Raw genomic sequence first — 16795 nt, forward strand, 5'->3', positions numbered from 1 at the left:
GGCGGTGACCGGGCGGGTACTCGTCAGTACATTGACGATAACCCTCGTTAACTTCCTTCTCCCCGTGGAGGAACGCACCATGACTCGTACGACCTCAGTGATTGTGGCGGGAGCCCGTACCCCCATGGGCCGCCTCCTCGGCAGCCTGCGCTCGTTCTCCGGCGCCGACCTGGGCGGCTTCGCGATCAAGGCCGCCCTGGAGCGGGCCGGGGTCACCGGTGACCAGGTGCAGTACGTGATCATGGGGCAGGTGCTCCAGGCCGGCGCCGGGCAGATCCCCGCACGTCAGGCGGCCGTCAAGGCCGGTATCCCGATGAGCGTCCCCGCCCTCACGGTCAACAAGGTGTGCCTGTCCGGACTGGACGCGATCGCGCTGGCCGACCAGCTCATCCGGGCCGGCGAGTTCGACATCGTGGTCGCCGGCGGCCAGGAGTCCATGACCAACGCGCCCCATCTGCTCCCCGGCTCCCGCGACGGCCACAAGTACGGCGCGATCCAGATGCTCGACGCCATGGCCCACGACGGCCTGACCGACGCCTTCGAGAACGTCGCCATGGGCGAGTCCACCGAGGCGCACAACACCCGGCTCGGTATCGGCCGCCGCGAGCAGGACGAGATCGCCGCCCGCTCCCACCAGCGCGCCGCCGCCGCCCAGAAGAACGGCCTGTTCGACGCCGAGATCACCCCGGTCGAGATCCCGCAGCGCAAGGGCGACCCGGTCGTCTTCGCCAAGGACGAGGGCATCCGCGGCGAGACCACCGTGGAGTCCCTGGCCAAGCTGCGCCCGGCCTTCGCGGGCGACGGGACGATCACCGCCGGGTCGTCCTCGCAGATCTCGGACGGCGCGGCCGCCGTCGTCGTCATGAGCCGGGCCAAGGCCGAGGAGCTGGGCCTGGAGTGGATCGCCGAGATCGGCGCCCACGGGAATGTGGCCGGTCCCGACAACTCGCTGCAGTCCCAGCCGTCCAACGCGATCGCGCACGCGCTGGGCAAGGAGGGGCTGACGGTCGACGATCTTGACCTGATCGAGATCAACGAGGCGTTCGCCGCGGTCGCCGTGCAGTCAATGAAGGACCTCGGCCTTTCCGCCGAAAAGGTGAATGTGAACGGTGGTGCGATCGCCCTCGGCCACCCCATCGGCATGTCCGGCGCCCGCATCGTGCTGCACCTGGCACTGGAGCTGGGGCGGCGCGGTGGCGGCGTCGGGGCGGCGGCGCTGTGCGGCGGGGGCGGGCAGGGCGACGCGCTGATCGTCCGCGTCCCGGGGGCATAACCGGCCCGTGCAGTCCGTCCGTACGAGTGATGAGGAGCGCGGCACCCATGGCTGACCCTGATGTGCCCACGCTGGTGGAGCAGGCCCGGCAGGGGCGGCCGCGCGCGGTCGCCCGGCTCATCTCGCTCATCGAGGGCGACTCCCCGCGGCTGCGCGAGGTGATGGCCGCGCTGGCGCCGCTGGCGCAAGGCGCGTACGTGGTCGGCGTGACCGGCTCGCCGGGCGTCGGCAAGTCCACGTCGACCTCCGCGCTCGTCTCGGCGTACCGGAGGGCGGGGAAGCGGGTCGGGGTGCTCGCCGTCGACCCCTCCTCGCCCTTCTCGGGCGGCGCGCTCCTCGGCGACCGGATCCGGATGTCCGAGCACGCCTCGGACCCCGGCGTCTACATCCGCTCCATGGCCACCCGCGGGCATCTGGGCGGGCTCGCCTGGGCCGCCCCGCAGGCCATCCGGGTGCTGGACGCGGCCGGATGCGAGGTGGTGATCGTGGAGACGGTCGGCGTCGGCCAGTCCGAGGTGGAGATCGCCGCCCAGGCCGACACGACCATGGTGCTCCTCGCCCCGGGCATGGGCGACGGCATCCAGGCGGCCAAGGCCGGGATCCTGGAGATCGGCGATGTGTACGTGGTCAACAAGGCGGACCGGGAGGGCGCCGACGCCACCGTCCGCGAGCTGAACCACATGCTGGGCCTGGGCGAGGCCCGCTCGCCGGGGGACTGGCGGCCGCCGATCGTGAAGACCGTGGCGGCACGCGGCGAGGGCATCGACGAGGTCGTGCAGGCCCTGGAGAAGCACCGGGCGTGGATGGAGGAGCACGGCGTGCTGGCCGAGCGCCGGATGCGGCGGGCGGCGGGCGAGGTCGAGACGATAGCGGTGACCGCGCTGCGGGCCCGCATCGGCGATCTGCACGGCGACCGCCGGCTGGGCGTGCTGGCGGAGCGGGTCGTGGCGGGCGAGCTGGACCCGTACGCGGCGGCGGACGAGCTGGTGGCGGGCGTCACCGAAGGCCCGTAGCGGAGTCGGCGTCCCGGAGCCCACCTGAAGGATCCTTCAGGTGGGCTCTGCGACGCTGACCCCATGCGTTTGCTGATTGTGGAGGACGAGCGGCGGCTCGCCCTGTCGCTCGCCAAGGGTCTGCGGGCCGAGGGGTTCGCGGTCGACGTGGTGCACGACGGGCGGGAAGGGCTGCACCGGGCCCAGGAGGGCACGTACGACCTGATCGTCCTCGACATCATGCTGCCGGGGCTGAACGGCTACCGCGTCTGCGCCACCCTGCGGGCGGCCGGGAGCGAAGTGCCGATCCTGATGCTCACGGCGAAGGACGGCGAGTACGACGAGGCGGAGGGCCTCGACACCGGCGCCGACGACTATCTGACCAAGCCGTTCTCGTACGTCGTGCTGGTCGCCCGGGTGCGGGCGCTGCTGCGGCGGCGCGGCGCCGGGGCCTCGCTCGTGGTGCGGGTGGGGGCGCTCGCGGTGGACCGGGGCGCGCGCCGGGTGGAGCGGGACGGGGACGAGGTGACCCTGACCGCCAAGGAGTTCTCGGTGCTGGAGCATCTGGCGAGGAACGGCGGCGACGTCGTCTCCAAGGCGGACATCCTGGAGCACGTCTGGGACTTCGCGTACGACGGTGACCCCAACATCGTCGAGGTGTACGTGAGCGCGCTGCGCCGCAAGCTGGGGCCCGGGTTCATCGAGACCGTGCGGGGAGCGGGGTACCGGCTCCGTGCGTAGGGCGTTCGGTTCGGTACGGGCCCGGGCCGCGCTGGGCGCGACCGTGGTGGTGGCCGTCGCGCTGGTGGCCGCGGGGCTCGCGGTGCTGCGGGTGCTCCAGGGCAACCTGGTGGACCAGGCCGGGCTGCACGCCCAGGTGGAGGCGCGCGAGGTGGCCTCGAAGATAGCCGCCGGGACCGGCTACCGGGAGCTGGACCTCGACGACGACACCCCGGTGCAGGTGGTGGACGACGAGCGCCGGGTGCGGGCCGTCAGCGAGGACCTTCAGGCCGTGACGGGAACGGCGAGCCCGTCCGTGCGCCCGGTGTCCGTCGCCCCGGACGCCGGGCGCGAGAAGGGCGGGAACGAGGGCGAGGTCGACGGCGACGTGCGGTACGTCAGCGGCTCGGCCCGGATCGACGGCACGACCGCCGACTACCGCTGGGCGGCCGTGGAGGCCACCGACCCGGGCGGCGAGGACGTCACCGTCTACGCGGGCGCCCCGCTGGCCACCGAGCGGGACGCGGTCGGCACGGTACGGCAGGCGATGCTGATCGGGCTGCCGCTGCTGCTGTTCGTCGTGGCCGCCGTGACCTGGCTGGTGACGCGGCGCGCGCTGCGCCCGGTGGAGGGCATCCGGCGGGAGATGTCCGCGATCACGGCGAGCACGGATCTGTCCCGGCGGGTGCCCGAGCCGGACTCGCACGACGAGGTGGCGCGGCTGGCCCGGACGACGAACGAGACGCTGACCGCGCTGGAGGCGGCGGTGGAGCAGCAGCGGGCGTTCGTCGCCGACGCCTCGCACGAGCTGCGCTCCCCGGTGGCCTCGCTCCGTACCCAGCTGGAGGTGGGCGTGGCCCACCCCGAACTGCTGGACCTGCCGGGCGCGGTCGAGGACGTGGTGCGGCTCCAGCGGCTGGCGGCCGATCTGCTGTTGCTGGCCCGGCTGGACGCGGGGGAGCGCCCCCGCGCCGACAGCGGGGTGCGGCTGGACGCGCTGGTGCGGGAGACGGTGGAGCAGCGGACCGGGGACCGGGTGCCGGTGCGCACCGACCTGACGGAGGTGGCCGCCACGGGCTCGCGCGGGCAGCTCACCCAGGTGCTGGGCAACCTGGTCGACAACGCGCAGCGGCATGCGCGCGGCGAGGTGCGGGTGTCGGTACGTACGGACGGCGCCGAGGGCGTGGTCGCGGTCGCCGACGACGGCGCCGGGGTGCCGGAGGCCGAACGGGAGCGGATCTTCGAGCGGTTCGTGCGGCTCGACGACGCCCGCAGCCGCGACGATGGCGGGGCCGGGCTCGGCCTCGCCATCGCGCGGGACGTGGTGCTGCGGCACGGCGGCACGCTGACCGTGGGTGAGGCGCCGGGCGGCGGCGCCCTGTTCGAGGTGCGGCTGCCGCTGCCGGGCTGAGGTGCCCTAGACCCGGCCGCGCTGGGCGCGCAGATGGTCGGCGACGGGCACCAGCGACCCGTACAGCGCCTCCAGGTCGGCAGGGGCGAGCAGGTCGATGAAGTGCTTGCGAACCGATGCGACGTGGTGGGGCGCGACCTTGCGCATGGTGTCCCAGCCCTGTTCGGTGAGGACGGCGTACAGCCCGCGCCGGTCGGATTCGCAGTTCTCGCGGCGGACCAGCCCGGCGTTCTCCATCCGGGTGATCTGATGGGAGAGACGGCTCTTGGACTGTAGCGTCGCGGACGCGAGGTCGCTCATCCGCATCCGGTGCTCTTCCGACTCCGAGAGGTTGACCAGGATCTCGTAGTCGTTCATGGTCAGGCCGAACGGCTGGAGGTCCCGTTCGAGCTGGTAGGTCAGCAGCCTGCTGACATCCAGGTGGGTGCGCCAGGCGCGTTGTTCCTCGTCGCTGAGCCAGCGCGTGCCGTTCTCGGTCTCCATGGGATGTATTCTACCTATAGAAGTTGAATTCCGAACCAATGGATGTATCGGGCTAGAGGTCACCTGTTCGACGTTACACTCCGCGTCTCCGCGCTCACGAACGGGTACCCCCTGTCTCGCCGACGGCTATCTCCGCCATCAGCTCCTCCGTGGACTGGAGCAGCACGGTCCCGGCGCCGACGAACTCGAACTGGTGCTCCTCGCCCGACGTGCCCCCGATCCCGGTGTGCGCCCGGATGCCGCCCATGATCCCGCGCAGGTACTCGTGGTCGTAGTGGTGGTTGGGCGTGGGGCAGTCCGCCCAGCCGACCAGCGCCTGCGGATCGACCCGTATCGGCGGCTCCATGAAGACCACGGGCCCGTTGGACGCCGCCACGAACTTCCCCGTCCCGATGAGCGTCAGAAAGCCCGGCACGATCGACTGCTTCAGCGCCAGCGACGGCTGGTAGGCGAGCAGATTGCCCGACCGGATGGTGAGGTTCCCGTCGTCCAGGTCATAGGAGTTGACGTCGAAGGCGCGGTCCGCGAGCACCATCTTGCCCTTGCCCTCGGCCACCACCCACTCGGCGGCGTGCAGGGGTGAGTGGAAGCTCCCCGCGACGAGCCGGTCGAGCCGGCCGAGCCCGATGCCCTGGAAGTCGATCTGCCCGTAGTAGGCGACCATCTTCCCCTTCTGGAGGAACCACTGCCCGTCCAGCTCCACGCTGAAGGCGTACGGATTGACGTTGTCGTCGGCCGGCAGCGTGTACGCGTCGTGGATGACGGGGCCGTTCACAGCTTCTCCTCCGATGCCTGGACATAGACCGTGCCGGTGCCGGACAGCTCCAGTTGGAAGGCCTCCCCCGAGCCGCGGCCCACCATGTCGCGCCAGCCGAGGGCCGTCGAGAGCTTATTGCGAACATCACCCCGGTGGGCTACATATGCCTGCGGATCGACGTGAACCGGACGCCCCGGCTGGATCGGCAGCTCGATCACCCCGCCGTGCGCCATCACCGCGGCCGAACCCTGGCCCTCCAGCGTCGTGGTGAACAGCCCCTGGCCGGTCACCTGGCCGCGCACCAGGCCCATCACCCCGCCCTGCGACCCCAGGAACATCGTGCCCTGGCGCAGCGAGCCGTCGAACGCCAGCAGCCGGTCCGACTCCACGTACAGCGTGTCGCCGACCAGGTCGATGACCTGCACATGGTGGCCGCCGTGCCCGAACATCACCGTGCCCTGGCCCTCTATGGTCATCAGCGGCGTCGCCTCGTTGGCGACCCGCCGCCCGATCATGCCCATCACCCCGTGCCGGCCGCCGGTGATGCTCGGCGTGAACCGCACCTGGCCGCGGTACGCCAGCATCGCGCCGCGCTGGCTGAACAGCGTCCGGCCGGGCGTCACCTGGGCCTCCACCATGCGGGAGGTGAGATTGGTGAACGGCATCAGATCTCGCCCCCGATCGTGTTGCGCTCGCTGGGCTGCACGTACACCAGCCCCTCGCCCTCGAAGCGGATCTGGAAGGACTCGCCCCCGCTCTCGCCTATCAGCGCGCGGAAGTTCACGCCCGACTGGAAGTGCTGCCGGAGGCCGCCGGTGTGGGCCACGTATGCGCCCGGGTCGACCTGGAGCGGCATCTGCGGGGTGACGCGCAGCACGATCGCCGTGCCGTCCGAGACGATCGCCGCCTGGCCGGTGCCCTCCACGGTCGTGGTGAACAGCCCGTTGCCCTGCGCGGAGCCGCGCAGCCCGGTGAAGGAGGTGCCGGTGCGCAGGGCCGCGTCGGTGCACAGCAGGTTCCCGGCCTCCACGTACAGCTTCTCGCCGTGCAGCGACACCAGGTTGATCTCGCTCGCCCGGTCGGCGAAGTAGCACGTGCCGTGCCCCTTCACCTCCATGACCTCCATCTGCTCGCCGGTGAGCCGCCGGGTCACCATCCCGCGCAAGCCCTCGCCGCCGCCCGTCCTCTTCTTGAAGGTCATGTCCCCCTCGTACGCGACCATCGCGCCGTTCTTCGCCTTCACGGAGTCGCCGGTCAAGTCGACGGCGAGCACCCTGGATCCCTGGAGCCGAAAGTGAGCCACGGAGCCGACGGTATCGGTCCCGCCACCCTGGAGAAACGATCGCGGGTGGGGCTGCGACAATAGGAGCGCTTGTGCATGGCTTCACAAGCGCTCGTTCCGATCTCATGTGAAGGTGCTCTCGTGGACTTCAAGACCGCCACCGCGCTGCGCCGGCTCCGCCTGGTCTCCGCGCCCGAGGCCGTGTCCTTCCTCCTGCTGCTCGTCTGCTCGGTGCTCAAGCGCACGACGGACTTCAACGCGGTGCCGGTGATGGGCATGGTGCACGGCGTCCTCTTCATCCTCTACGTGGTCTTCTGGGCGGACGCCTGGAACAAGACCAAGTGGGGCTGGAAGACCGCCGCGCTCTACTTCGTCCTCTCCGTCCTGCCCACCGGCGGCTTCTTCGCCGAGCGCATGCTCAAGCGCGAGAGCGAGTCCGGTGTGATCGCGGCCCGGGCCCGCCGCGAGGGCGTGGTCAACACATGATCGTCGCGTTTTCGGTGACCCCGCTGGGCGTCGGCGAGGACGTGGGGGAGTACGTCGCGGACGCGGTGCGAGTGGTGCGGGAGTCGGGCCTGCCGAACCGTACGGACGCGATGTTCACCTCGGTCGAGGGGGAGTGGGACGAGGTCATGGCCGTGGTCAAGCGCGCCGTGGCGGCGGTGGAGGCGCGTGCCCCGCGGGTCTCCGTCGTCCTGAAGGCCGACATCCGCCCGGGCGTGACGGACGGCCTCACATCGAAGGTGGACACGGTGGAGCGCCACCTCTCGGAGTAGCGCCCGCGTAGCGCCCTCTGGAGCCGGGCCGCCCGCGCGGGCAGGCTGAGGGGATGACGACGACTTCAGGGGCCGGGTCCGAGGCGACGGACCCGGCCGCGTTACGTACCGGCTACGGTGCCGTCTTCGCCTTCCCCGAGTTCCGCACGGTCTTCGCCGCGCACCTGATCTCGATGCCCTGCGAGATGGCGGGCGGGATCGCGCTCTCCGTCCTCGTCTACCGGCTCACCGGGTCGCCCCTCCTCAGCGCCCTCACCTTCGCGACCGCGCTGCTGCCGTACGTGATCGGCGGCACCCTGCTGTCCTCCGTCGCCGACCGCTACCCGCCCCGCCGGGTGCTCGTCGTGTGCGATCTGGTGCACGCGGGCTGTGTGACCGCCATGGCGGTCCCCGGGATGCCGGTGGCCGTGCTGCTCGCGCTGCGCTGCGTGCCCGCGGCGATCTCGCCGGTGTTCAGCGGTACCCGGGCGGCCACGCTCAACGACATCGTCGGCGAGGGTGATCTGTTCGTGCTGGGCCGCTCGGTCATCCGGATCACCGCGCAGAGCGCCCAGCTGGCCGGGTTCGCGGCGGGCGGGCTGCTGCTGACCGCCGTGTCGCCACGCGTCGTCCTGGTGATCATGGCCGCGGCGCTGTGCTGCTCGGCGCTGCTGCTCCGCTTCGGCACCCAGCCCCGCCCCGCGCGCCGCGTGGCGCCCGGAGCGGGCGGGGCGCTGCTCGGGGACTCGCTGCGCGGCGTCCGGCGGCTGTTCGCCGACCGCCGCGTCCGGGCGCTGCTGCTGCTGTCCTGGGTGCCGTCGATGTTCGTGGTGATGCCGGAGGCGCTGCTGACGCCGTACGCGGACGCCCAGGGCCTCGACTCGGTCGGGCTGGGGCTGCTGATGTGCGGGATGCCGGTCGGCGCGGTCGTGAGCGAGGTCCTGGCGGGCTCCCTGCTGGGGCCGCGCGGACGGGCCCGGCTGACGCTGCCGGTGGGCGTGCTGGCGGCGCTGCCCGCCGTCGGGTACACGTGGGATCCCTCGTTCGGATGGGCGTTGGCTCTCCAGGTGGTGACCGGTTTCGGGGTCGCGTACAGCCTCGGCCTCGACCAGTGGTTCCTGGCGGCGGTGCCGGAGGAGCTGCGGGGCCGGGCGATGACCGTGCTGACGGCCGGGCTGATGACCGCGCAGGGCCTGGGGATGGCGGTGTCGGGGGCGGTCGCGGAGTTCGTGCCGGTGCATGCCGTGGCGGCACTGGCGGGCGGCGTCGGCGCCGCGTGCTCACTCCTGGTGGCGCTGGAGGTGCGGCGTACGGTCCGCGGGGGTGCGCCGGGGCCGGGTCCGGCCGGGTTCGAGGGGTGAGACGGGCTGACCGCGATATGACCGGCCGGTAGGGTCGGTACCGTGCCGAAGCCGCTCAGCCTTCCGTTCGACCCCATCGCCCGCGCCGACGAGCGCTGGAAGCAGCGATGGGGGTCCGTGCCGTCGATGGCCGCCATCACCTCGATCATGCGGGCCCACCAGATCCTGCTCGGCCAGGTCGACGCGGTGGTCAAGCCGTACGGACTGACCTTCGCGCGCTACGAGGCGCTGGTGCTGCTCACCTTCTCCAAGTCCGGTGAGCTGCCCATGTCCAAGATCGGCGAGCGGCTGATGGTGCACCCGACCTCGGTCACCAACACGGTGGATCGCCTGGTCACGTCGGGTCTGGTCGCCAAGCGCCCCAATCCGGCCGACGGCCGCGGCACCCTCGCCACCATCACCGACCGGGGCCGCGAGGTGGTCGAGTCGGCCACCCGCGACCTGATGGCGATGGACTTCGGGCTCGGGGTGTACGACGCCGACGAGTGCGGGGAGATCTTCCGGATGCTGCGCCCGCTGCGGATCGCCGCGGAGGACTTCGAGGACACCGGGGAAGAGGGCGCGTAACCGGCCGGGGGCGGCGGAGATCGCCCCGGAACGGGCGGTTACGCTCAACCGCATGAAACGATCCGTCCTGACCCGCTATCGGACGATGGCCTACGTCACCGGTGTGCTGCTGATCCTGTTGACGCTCGGCGTGATCGCCAAGTATCTGCTGGACGTGAGCGGCGCGGCCGGGTTCACCAGCGTCGTCGGCATCGCGCACGGCTGGCTGTACGTCCTCTACCTGGTCTTCGCCTTCGACATGGGCTCCAAGGCGAAGTGGCCGTTCGGCAAGCTGGCCTGGGTGCTGCTCGCGGGCACGATTCCGACCGCGGCCTTCTTCGTCGAGCGCAAGGTCTCCCGCGAGCTGGAGCCGCTCGTCAGCGGCGCCGAACCGCAGACCGCGGACGCCTGAGACCTCCTCTCGCTTCTCTGTCCTCTCCCGCTCCGACCTGCGGGAACGGGTCGGCCGGACACCCGGTCGGCCCGATCGGCGCGGTCAGCCGTCGACAGTTAGTAGGACGTCCTAGTAAATTTGAAGCATGGACGCCGAAGGCATTGAGGCAGGCCGCCGTCGCTGGCAGGCCCGGTACGACGCGTCGCACAAGCGTGACGCGGACTTCAGCACCCTGTCCGGGGATCCCGTCGCGCCGGTCTACGGCCCGGCGCCGGGTGACACGGTCGAGGGATTCGAGCGCATCGGCTGGCCCGGGGAGTTCCCGTACACCCGCGGCCTCTACGCCACCGGCTACCGCGGCCGCGCCTGGACCATCCGCCAGTTCGCGGGCTTCGGCAACGCCGAGCAGACCAACGAGCGCTACAAGATGATCCTCAAGGCGGGCGGCGGCGGGCTGTCGGTCGCCTTCGACATGCCGACGCTCATGGGCCGCGACTCCGACGATCCGCGCTCGCTCGGCGAGGTCGGCCACTGCGGCGTCGCCATCGACTCCGCGGCCGACATGGAGGTCCTGTTCAAGGACATCCCGCTGGGTGACGTCACCACCTCGATGACGATCAGCGGCCCGGCCGTCCCGGTCTTCTGCATGTACCTGGTCGCCGCCGAGCGCCAGGGCGTGGACCCCGCGGTGCTCAACGGCACGCTGCAGACCGACATCTTCAAGGAGTACATCGCGCAGAAGGAGTGGCTCTTCCCGCCCGAGCCCCATCTGCGGCTGATCGGCGACCTGATGGAGCACTGCGCGCGCTCCATCCCCGCGTACAAGCCGCTCTCGGTCTCCGGCTACCACATCCGCGAGGCGGGGTCGACGGCCGCGCAGGAGCTGGCGTACACCCTCGCCGACGGCTTCGGCTACGTCGAGCTGGGCCTGTCCCGCGGCCTGGACGTCAACACCTTCGCACCCGGCCTGTCCTTCTTCTTCGACGCCCATGTCGACTTCTTCGAGGAGATCGCCAAGTTCCGGGCGGCCCGCCGCATCTGGGCGCGCTGGATGCGCGACGTCTACGGGGCGACGTCCGAGAAGGCGCAGTGGCTGCGCTTCCACACCCAGACCGCCGGGGTCTCGCTCACCGCCCAGCAGCCGTACAACAACGTCGTACGGACCGCGGTGGAGGCGCTGTCCGCCGTGCTCGGCGGCACCAACTCGCTGCACACCAACGCCCTGGACGAGACCCTCGCGCTGCCCAGCGAGCAGGCCGCCGAGATCGCCCTGCGCACCCAGCAGGTGCTGATGGAGGAGACCGGCATCCTCAACGTGGCCGATCCGCTGGGCGGTTCCTGGTACGTCGAGGCGCTCACCGACCGGATCGAGGCCGACGCCGAGAAGATCTTCGACCAGATCAAGGAGCGCGGCCGCCGGGCCGTACCCGACGGGCAGCACCCCATCGGGCCGATCACCTCCGGCATCCTGCGCGGCATCGAGGACGGCTGGTTCACCGAGGAGATCGCCGAGTCCGCCTTCACCTACCAGCGGGCGCTGGAGAAGGGAGACAAGAAGGTCGTCGGCGTCAACTGCCACCACGGCTCGGTCACCGGCGATCTGGAGATCCTGCGGGTCAGCCACGAGGTCGAGCGCGAGCAGGTACGGATCCTGGGCGGCCGCAAGGCCGGACGGGACGAGGCCGAGGTCGCCGAGGGGCTGAAGGCGCTGATGGCGGCCGCCCGGGACGGCTCCAACATGATCGAGCCGATGCTGGAGGCGGTGCGCGCCGAGGCGACGCTCGGCGAGATCTGTGACGCGCTGCGCGAGGAATGGGGGATCTACACCGAGCCCGCCGGGTTCTGACCACCCTCACCATCCTCCGGCGCGCCGCCCGGCGGCGCCCCCGTCGCGTCGGGGAGCGCCGCCGCGGCGAGCCCGTTCAGCAGCAGCGTCGCGAAGCCCTGGGCCCACTCCGTGTCCACCGGCTCCGCGCTGACCAGCAGCCGGTGCACCACCGAGCCCGCGATCACGTCGAAGATCAGATCCGCGTTGCGGGCCGCCGCACCCGGATCCTCCTCGCGCGGCAGTTCGCCGCGCAGCTGCGCGCGCTCCCGGCCGATCAGTACCAGCCGCTTCTGCCGGTCCACGATCGCGGACCGCACCCGGGCCCCCAGCGCCTCGTCGTGGGTGGCCTCGGCGAGGACGGCCATCAGCGCCGTCTTGGTCTCGGGCAGCTCCAGCAGCTCGGCGAAGCGCACCACCACGTTCTCGATGTCCGCCCGCAGGCTGCCGCAGTCGGCCGACCTCAGATGCTCGTCGAAGACCGCCGCGACCGCGTCCACGACCAGCTCGTTCTTGCCCGCCCAGCGGCGGTAGAGGGTCGTCTTGGCGACTCCGGCGCGGGCCGCCACGTCGCCCAGCGTGAGCTTTCCCCAGCCCAGCTCGACCAGGGCGGCGCGCGTCGCGCCGAGGATGGCACGGTCCGCCTCGACGCTGCGTGGGCGCCCTGTGCGCCGCTGGAGCGGGCTCATGGCGCATGACCCTACTCGCAGGTAGACGCCGGTGTCCCGGCCGGTTACGCTACGGCTCGTAGCGTAAGACCGGTCTGTCCGGCGGATCGGCCGACGCGCTTTTCCATTCACCGCGTCGAGAGGGGAGGATAGGACCATGCAGCCACGGAACATGTCCATGAGTGGAGTGGTCGACCTCGCCGCGGTGAAGGCGGCCGGGGAAGCGAAGCAGAAGGCGGAGAAGGCGCGGGCCGACGCCGCCCGCACGGGCGCGCCCGCGCCCACGCGTCTGGTCTTCGACGTCGACGAGGCGGGGTTTCAGCAGGAGGTCCTGCAGCGCTCCACCGAAGTACCGGTCGTCATCGACTTCTGGGCTGAGTGGTGCGAGCCGTGCAAGCAGCTCGGACCGATCCTGGAGAAGCTGGCCGGGGAGTACGCGGGGAAGTTCGTCCTCGCGAAGATCGACGTCGATGCCAACCAGATGCTCTTCCAGCAGTTCGGCGTGCAGGGGATCCCCGCGGTGTTCGCGGTGGTCGCCGGTCAGCCGGTGCCGCTGTTCCAGGGCGCGGCGCCGGAGGCGCAGATCCGCCAGGTGCTGGATCAGCTGATCCAGGCCGCGGAGCAGCAGTTCGGCATCGTCGGCGCGCCGGCCGAGGCGGCGGACGCGGAGGGTGAGCAGGAGGAGGCCCCGGTGCCCGCGGGCCCGTACGACAGCGCGCTGGCCGCGGCCCATGAGGCGCTGGACGCGGGCGACCTGGGCGGTGCCGTCCGCGCGTACCAGAACGTGCTGAACGACGACCCGGCCAACGCGGAGGCCAAGCTCGGTCTGGCCCAGGCCCAGTTGCTGGAGCGGGTGCAGGGTCTGGACGCGCAGCAGGTGCGCAAGGAGGCCGCCGACAGCCCGGCGGACCCGGCGGCGCAGATGGCGGCGGCCGATCTGGATCTGGTGGGCGGTCATGTGGAGGACGCCTTCGGTCGCTTGGTCGACACGGTGCGGCGCACGGTGGGGGAGGACCGGGAGGCGGCGCGGGTTCATCTGCTCAGCCTCTTCGATGTGATCGGCGTGGACGATCCCCGAGTGGTCACGGCGCGTAGCGCGTTGGCGCGCGTCCTGTTCTGACCTCGCGGCTCTCAAACGGAACAGCGGCCGCGCTTTACCAAAACTTGGTAAACGCGGCTGCTGTTACTGGTAGTAAGTGAACGCCAGGGCTTTGTCCGTTCTTGGCGTCAAATCTCCCGCTCTTTCTGGCAGTCGAGCGGCGACCCTGCGTACCCGGGCTCGACCTCCCTGCCGCAGATCGGTTATCGGTCCGTTACTCGCTAGTAACGAACCCCTTGTGCCCCGGCCGTGAATGGACCACGATCGGCCAAGCTCGGTCCATCCTCAACGAAGCCCGGCAACCGGTCGGTGCGGTGCTGCGGGTGGGTCCCCACCGGGCAGGCCGGCGGCAGTGGCGTCGGCCTTGGACAGGGGGGTCCCTGCCCAACGGGCAGGGCCTGTCCAGGAGGTTGCGCGAGAAGCGTGGCCAGTGGTTGTCGCTCGGGGGTGATCGCCGGTGTTTCGGCGGGTGCAGTCAGCGCCTGTGAGACGTGGGCGCTCTCCTTCCCGAGGACGTAGCACTTCTCCCATCCCAGTTCGGGGCCGCGGCCCCGGCCGGAGATGTACGTCCGAGAAGGAGGAAAGTCATGGAGTCCCTGGCTCGTGGCGGGACCAGATGGAAGCGGTTCGCCGTTGTCATGGTCCCGAGCGTTGCTGCCACGGCCGCGATCGGCGTCGCCCTGTCACAGGGTGCGCTGGCGGCCTCGTTCAACGTGTCAGGCCAGCAGTTCAAGGTGGCGGTCGACCGGCTCGACGGTACGGGCTTCGCCCAGTACGGCGCGATAGACACCCAGCACGGCGGGAAGAACATCCCGGTCGCGGTGTCCGCGTTCAAGAGCGCCAAGCTCAAGGGTCTGTGTCAGTCGGTGGTCGTCCCGGTCCCGGTCTTCGGCGACGTGTCGCTGAAGCTGTCGGCCGGTAACGGCAGCAAGACGGTCGAGGCGAAGAACCTCTTCATCGACCTCGACCAGCTCGATGCCGACGCGACGTTCCGTGGCATCGACATCGGTGTGGCGGCAGGCGACGCGAACAAGGGTCCGGGGATCAACAAGGGTGACAAGGCCCTTCCCGGCTCGTTCGCGCAGCAGGCCGACTCGGCGACGCTGACCGGTGTGAAGCAGACCGCCTGGGCGACCAGCGCGGGCACGTTCAAGCTCTCCGGACTTTCGATGAAGGTCAGTAAGGGCAAGAGCGAGTGTTTCTGAGGCGCTGAGCTGGAAGGGTGGGGGGCCGCGGCGCTGCCCCTCACCCGGCATCGCCCAGCAGCGCTGACGCGCCGCGCAGTTCAGTACCGCAGTAGAACGACGTGCGATTCGACTGGATCGCCAGCCCCAGGGAGCTGTTTTCAATGAGTGCCGAGTCGCCGGGGGCGCGTGACCGAATCAGCCATTGGCGGAAGACCTTCAGGGCATGGCGCTGGCAGCGCCCGTTCTGGGCGGGGCTGCTCACCACCCTGGCCGGGCTGCCGATCATGTACTTCCCGTACAACAGCCTCAACGCGGGCGGGTTCACGATCAACCTGTCCACCACCGCCGGATCCGCCTCGCTCATCATCGGCGTACTGCTGGTGATGCTGGGTCTGACCATGTGGTTCCAGCCCATGGTGCGGGTGTTCGCGGGGGTTGCCTCGATCCTGCTCGGCCTGGTGTCGCTGCCCGTGTCCAACATCGGCGGCTTCCTGATCGGATTCCTGCTCGCCCTCTTCGGCGGCGGCATGGGCGTCGCCTGGGCACCGGGCGAGGCCCCTTCGGCACAGCCGGCCGAGGGCCCGGGAACCACGCCCGAGGGCGACGCCGACGATGGCGGTGTGCCGGAGCCGGCCGGGGCCGGACCCGGGCCGGACCAGGAAGCCACGAATGGGAGGCACCGTGCGGGGTGAAGCGGAGCAGGCCGCGGACGGAAGTCCGCGCCGGGCGAGAACCGGCCCACGGCATGCGGCGCCGAGGAAGTCGATGCTCACTCGCCTTCAGGTGCCCGCGGGAAAAGCGATAGCGCTGGCCGCCATGCCGACGGCCGTACTCATGGGCATGGGGCTGACCCCGCAGCTGGCGTCGGCGAACACGCGGGCCGAGGACCGCTACAAGGCCGGACCGTGTGTCTCCCAGCCGGACGAGGCCGACAAGGGCGACGCCGAGGGCAAGAAGGACGCGTCCGACAGCAAGGACGCCGACGGTAAGGACGGCAAGGACCAGGGCTCCGGGGACCAGGACGGCACGTCCGGTTCCGAGTCGAAGGCCCCCTCGGCCCCGTCCGGGGACGGGGACGCCGCACCGTCGAAGCCGACCCCGACCCCCAGCCCGTCCGGCACGTCGGATTCCGGGGACGACAAGTCCTCGGAGTCGAGCGCGTCGCCGAGCCCGTCGGAGTCCGAGACCAAGAACCCGCTGGACCCGCTGGGCATCGGGGACAAGCTGGGCGACATCCTCAACCCGGACAAGGGCGACGGGGACGGCGGTTCGGCCGAGCCGAGCGCCACACCCAGCCCCTCCCCGTCCTCCGCCAAGCCCAGCCCCTCCCCGTCCACTCCGTCCACCGACGCGAAGGCCGATGACCCGGTCAAGGACACGGTGGACAAGGTCGGCAAGGGTGTCGAGGACACCACGGACAAGGCGAAGAAGGCCGCCGAGAACGCCAAGGACAAGGCCGACAAGGCCCTGCCGAAGCCCTCCCCGTCCGCCGGTGACGACGCCGCGGACGGCGGCAAGGTGGGCTACCCCTGCCCCGAGTTCGACGCCGACGCGTACAAGAACGCCAAGGACGAGCCGACCGCCAACGCGCTGCCCGACGACCCCTGGGTGCTCAAGAGCACGATGCTCTCCCTGCACGGCCTGGACTACAAGGGCATCGTCGAGGTCAAGACGAACAACGGCCAGACGAAGAAGGTCCTCAAGTTCACCGCCGACGGCGTGGACATCAAGGATCTCCACCAGATGGTCAAGGGCCCGGCCGGGACCACCACCAACGTGGCGGCGCGCGAGGGCTCCACCTCGACCTTCCGCAACGGCACGGTCACGATGTACACCGAGGAGCTGAAGGGCAACCTCCTGGGCATCATCCCGATCACCTTCAGCCCGGAGACCCCGCCGCCGGTGAACATCCCCGAGGTGTTCTTCACCGATGTGACGGTCACCCAGGCCGGTCAGTTCGGCGGCGAACTGACCATCCCGGGAATGCACGTGTACAAGACCGGGGAATAACCCGGAAAACCACATACCTGTTCGGGAGCCGC

The 16795-nt window shown here is 70.8% G+C and carries 19 protein-coding genes; 14 read left to right on the forward strand and 5 right to left on the reverse strand.

Annotated features, from left to right (window positions below; translation table 11 throughout):
• Positions 1-97 precede the first annotated feature (97 nt).
• From ACH4SI_RS10810 to ACH4SI_RS10825, 4 genes are all read left to right on the forward strand, one after another.
• Complete coding sequence (locus ACH4SI_RS10810) at positions 98-1273, forward strand: acetyl-CoA C-acetyltransferase (protein WP_398295238.1); 1176 nt, start codon at positions 98-100, stop codon at positions 1271-1273.
• Between the two features lie 47 nt (positions 1274-1320).
• A complete protein-coding gene (gene meaB / locus ACH4SI_RS10815; RefSeq protein ID WP_398294952.1) occupies positions 1321-2286 on the forward strand; it encodes a methylmalonyl Co-A mutase-associated GTPase MeaB in 966 nt (321 codons plus the stop codon).
• Positions 2287-2349: 63 nt separating this feature from the next.
• Positions 2350-3006: a response regulator transcription factor gene (locus tag ACH4SI_RS10820; RefSeq protein WP_398294954.1), complete on the forward strand. Its 657-nt coding sequence runs from the start codon at positions 2350-2352 to the stop codon at positions 3004-3006.
• Positions 2999-4396: a sensor histidine kinase gene (locus ACH4SI_RS10825; protein WP_398294956.1), complete on the forward strand. Its 1398-nt coding sequence runs from the start codon at positions 2999-3001 to the stop codon at positions 4394-4396. The genes ACH4SI_RS10820 and ACH4SI_RS10825 overlap by 8 nt, the downstream gene beginning before the upstream one ends.
• A gap of 6 nt (positions 4397-4402) precedes the next feature.
• On the opposite strand, the gene ACH4SI_RS10830 is transcribed toward ACH4SI_RS10825, so the two are convergent.
• The 4 genes from ACH4SI_RS10830 to ACH4SI_RS10845 all read right to left on the reverse strand — a co-directional run bounded on the left by ACH4SI_RS10830 (position 4403) and on the right by ACH4SI_RS10845 (position 6939).
• The gene (locus ACH4SI_RS10830; protein WP_398294958.1) at positions 4403-4879 is read right to left on the reverse strand and encodes a MarR family winged helix-turn-helix transcriptional regulator; all 477 of its coding nucleotides are present in this window, start codon (positions 4877-4879) and stop codon (positions 4403-4405) included.
• A gap of 94 nt (positions 4880-4973) precedes the next feature.
• Complete coding sequence (locus ACH4SI_RS10835; protein ID WP_398294960.1) at positions 4974-5654, reverse strand: AIM24 family protein; 681 nt, start codon at positions 5652-5654, stop codon at positions 4974-4976.
• Positions 5651-6301: an AIM24 family protein gene (locus ACH4SI_RS10840; RefSeq protein WP_398294962.1), complete on the reverse strand. Its 651-nt coding sequence runs from the start codon at positions 6299-6301 to the stop codon at positions 5651-5653. The genes ACH4SI_RS10835 and ACH4SI_RS10840 overlap by 4 nt, the downstream gene beginning before the upstream one ends.
• Positions 6301-6939 carry an AIM24 family protein gene (locus ACH4SI_RS10845; RefSeq protein WP_398294964.1) on the reverse strand — a complete coding sequence of 213 codons (639 nt, stop codon included), beginning with the start codon at positions 6937-6939 and terminating at the stop codon, positions 6301-6303. Before ACH4SI_RS10845 ends, ACH4SI_RS10840 begins: the two co-directional genes overlap by 1 nt.
• Before the next feature lie 120 nt (positions 6940-7059).
• Between ACH4SI_RS10845 and ACH4SI_RS10850 the strand changes: the two genes are divergently transcribed.
• From ACH4SI_RS10850 to ACH4SI_RS10875, 6 genes are all read left to right on the forward strand, one after another.
• Positions 7060-7404: a DUF3817 domain-containing protein gene (locus tag ACH4SI_RS10850; protein ID WP_398294966.1), complete on the forward strand. Its 345-nt coding sequence runs from the start codon at positions 7060-7062 to the stop codon at positions 7402-7404.
• Positions 7401-7694, forward strand: coding sequence for an MTH1187 family thiamine-binding protein (locus tag ACH4SI_RS10855; protein WP_398294968.1), 294 nt, complete (start codon positions 7401-7403; stop codon positions 7692-7694). The genes ACH4SI_RS10850 and ACH4SI_RS10855 overlap by 4 nt, the downstream gene beginning before the upstream one ends.
• Positions 7695-7747: 53 nt before the next feature.
• Positions 7748-9034 carry an MFS transporter gene (locus ACH4SI_RS10860; RefSeq protein WP_398294970.1) on the forward strand — a complete coding sequence of 429 codons (1287 nt, stop codon included), beginning with the start codon at positions 7748-7750 and terminating at the stop codon, positions 9032-9034.
• 42 nt (positions 9035-9076) lie between these two features.
• Entirely contained in the window at positions 9077-9601 is a 525-nt protein-coding gene (locus ACH4SI_RS10865) for a MarR family winged helix-turn-helix transcriptional regulator (RefSeq protein WP_398294972.1), read from the forward strand.
• Positions 9602-9653: 52 nt separating this feature from the next.
• A complete protein-coding gene (locus tag ACH4SI_RS10870; protein ID WP_398294974.1) occupies positions 9654-9992 on the forward strand; it encodes a DUF3817 domain-containing protein in 339 nt (112 codons plus the stop codon).
• A gap of 127 nt (positions 9993-10119) precedes the next feature.
• Complete coding sequence (locus ACH4SI_RS10875) at positions 10120-11820, forward strand: methylmalonyl-CoA mutase (protein ID WP_398294976.1); 1701 nt, start codon at positions 10120-10122, stop codon at positions 11818-11820.
• Here the strand turns inward: ACH4SI_RS10875 and ACH4SI_RS10880 are convergent.
• Positions 11796-12488: a TetR/AcrR family transcriptional regulator gene (locus ACH4SI_RS10880; RefSeq protein ID WP_398294978.1), complete on the reverse strand. Its 693-nt coding sequence runs from the start codon at positions 12486-12488 to the stop codon at positions 11796-11798. The genes ACH4SI_RS10875 and ACH4SI_RS10880 overlap by 25 nt on opposite strands.
• Positions 12489-12624: 136 nt before the next feature.
• Between ACH4SI_RS10880 and ACH4SI_RS10885 the strand changes: the two genes are divergently transcribed.
• The 4 genes from ACH4SI_RS10885 (at position 12625) to ACH4SI_RS10900 (ending at position 16763) form a co-directional block, all read left to right on the forward strand.
• Positions 12625-13587, forward strand: a complete 963-nt coding sequence (locus tag ACH4SI_RS10885) for a tetratricopeptide repeat protein (protein WP_398294980.1) — start codon at positions 12625-12627, stop codon at positions 13585-13587.
• 566 nt (positions 13588-14153) lie between these two features.
• Positions 14154-14771, forward strand: a complete 618-nt coding sequence (locus ACH4SI_RS10890; protein ID WP_398294982.1) for a DUF6230 family protein — start codon at positions 14154-14156, stop codon at positions 14769-14771.
• 143 nt (positions 14772-14914) lie between these two features.
• Positions 14915-15445, forward strand: coding sequence for a DUF6114 domain-containing protein (locus ACH4SI_RS10895; protein ID WP_398294985.1), 531 nt, complete (start codon positions 14915-14917; stop codon positions 15443-15445).
• Positions 15423-16763, forward strand: a complete 1341-nt coding sequence (locus ACH4SI_RS10900) for a hydrogenase expression protein HypF (RefSeq protein WP_398294987.1) — start codon at positions 15423-15425, stop codon at positions 16761-16763. Before ACH4SI_RS10895 ends, ACH4SI_RS10900 begins: the two co-directional genes overlap by 23 nt.
• The last annotated feature ends 32 nt before the right edge of the window (positions 16764-16795 follow it).

Origin of the sequence: Streptomyces sp. NPDC021212 (assembly GCF_044332925.1) — a bacterium.
In the GTDB taxonomy this organism is placed as follows: domain Bacteria; phylum Actinomycetota; class Actinomycetes; order Streptomycetales; family Streptomycetaceae; genus Streptomyces.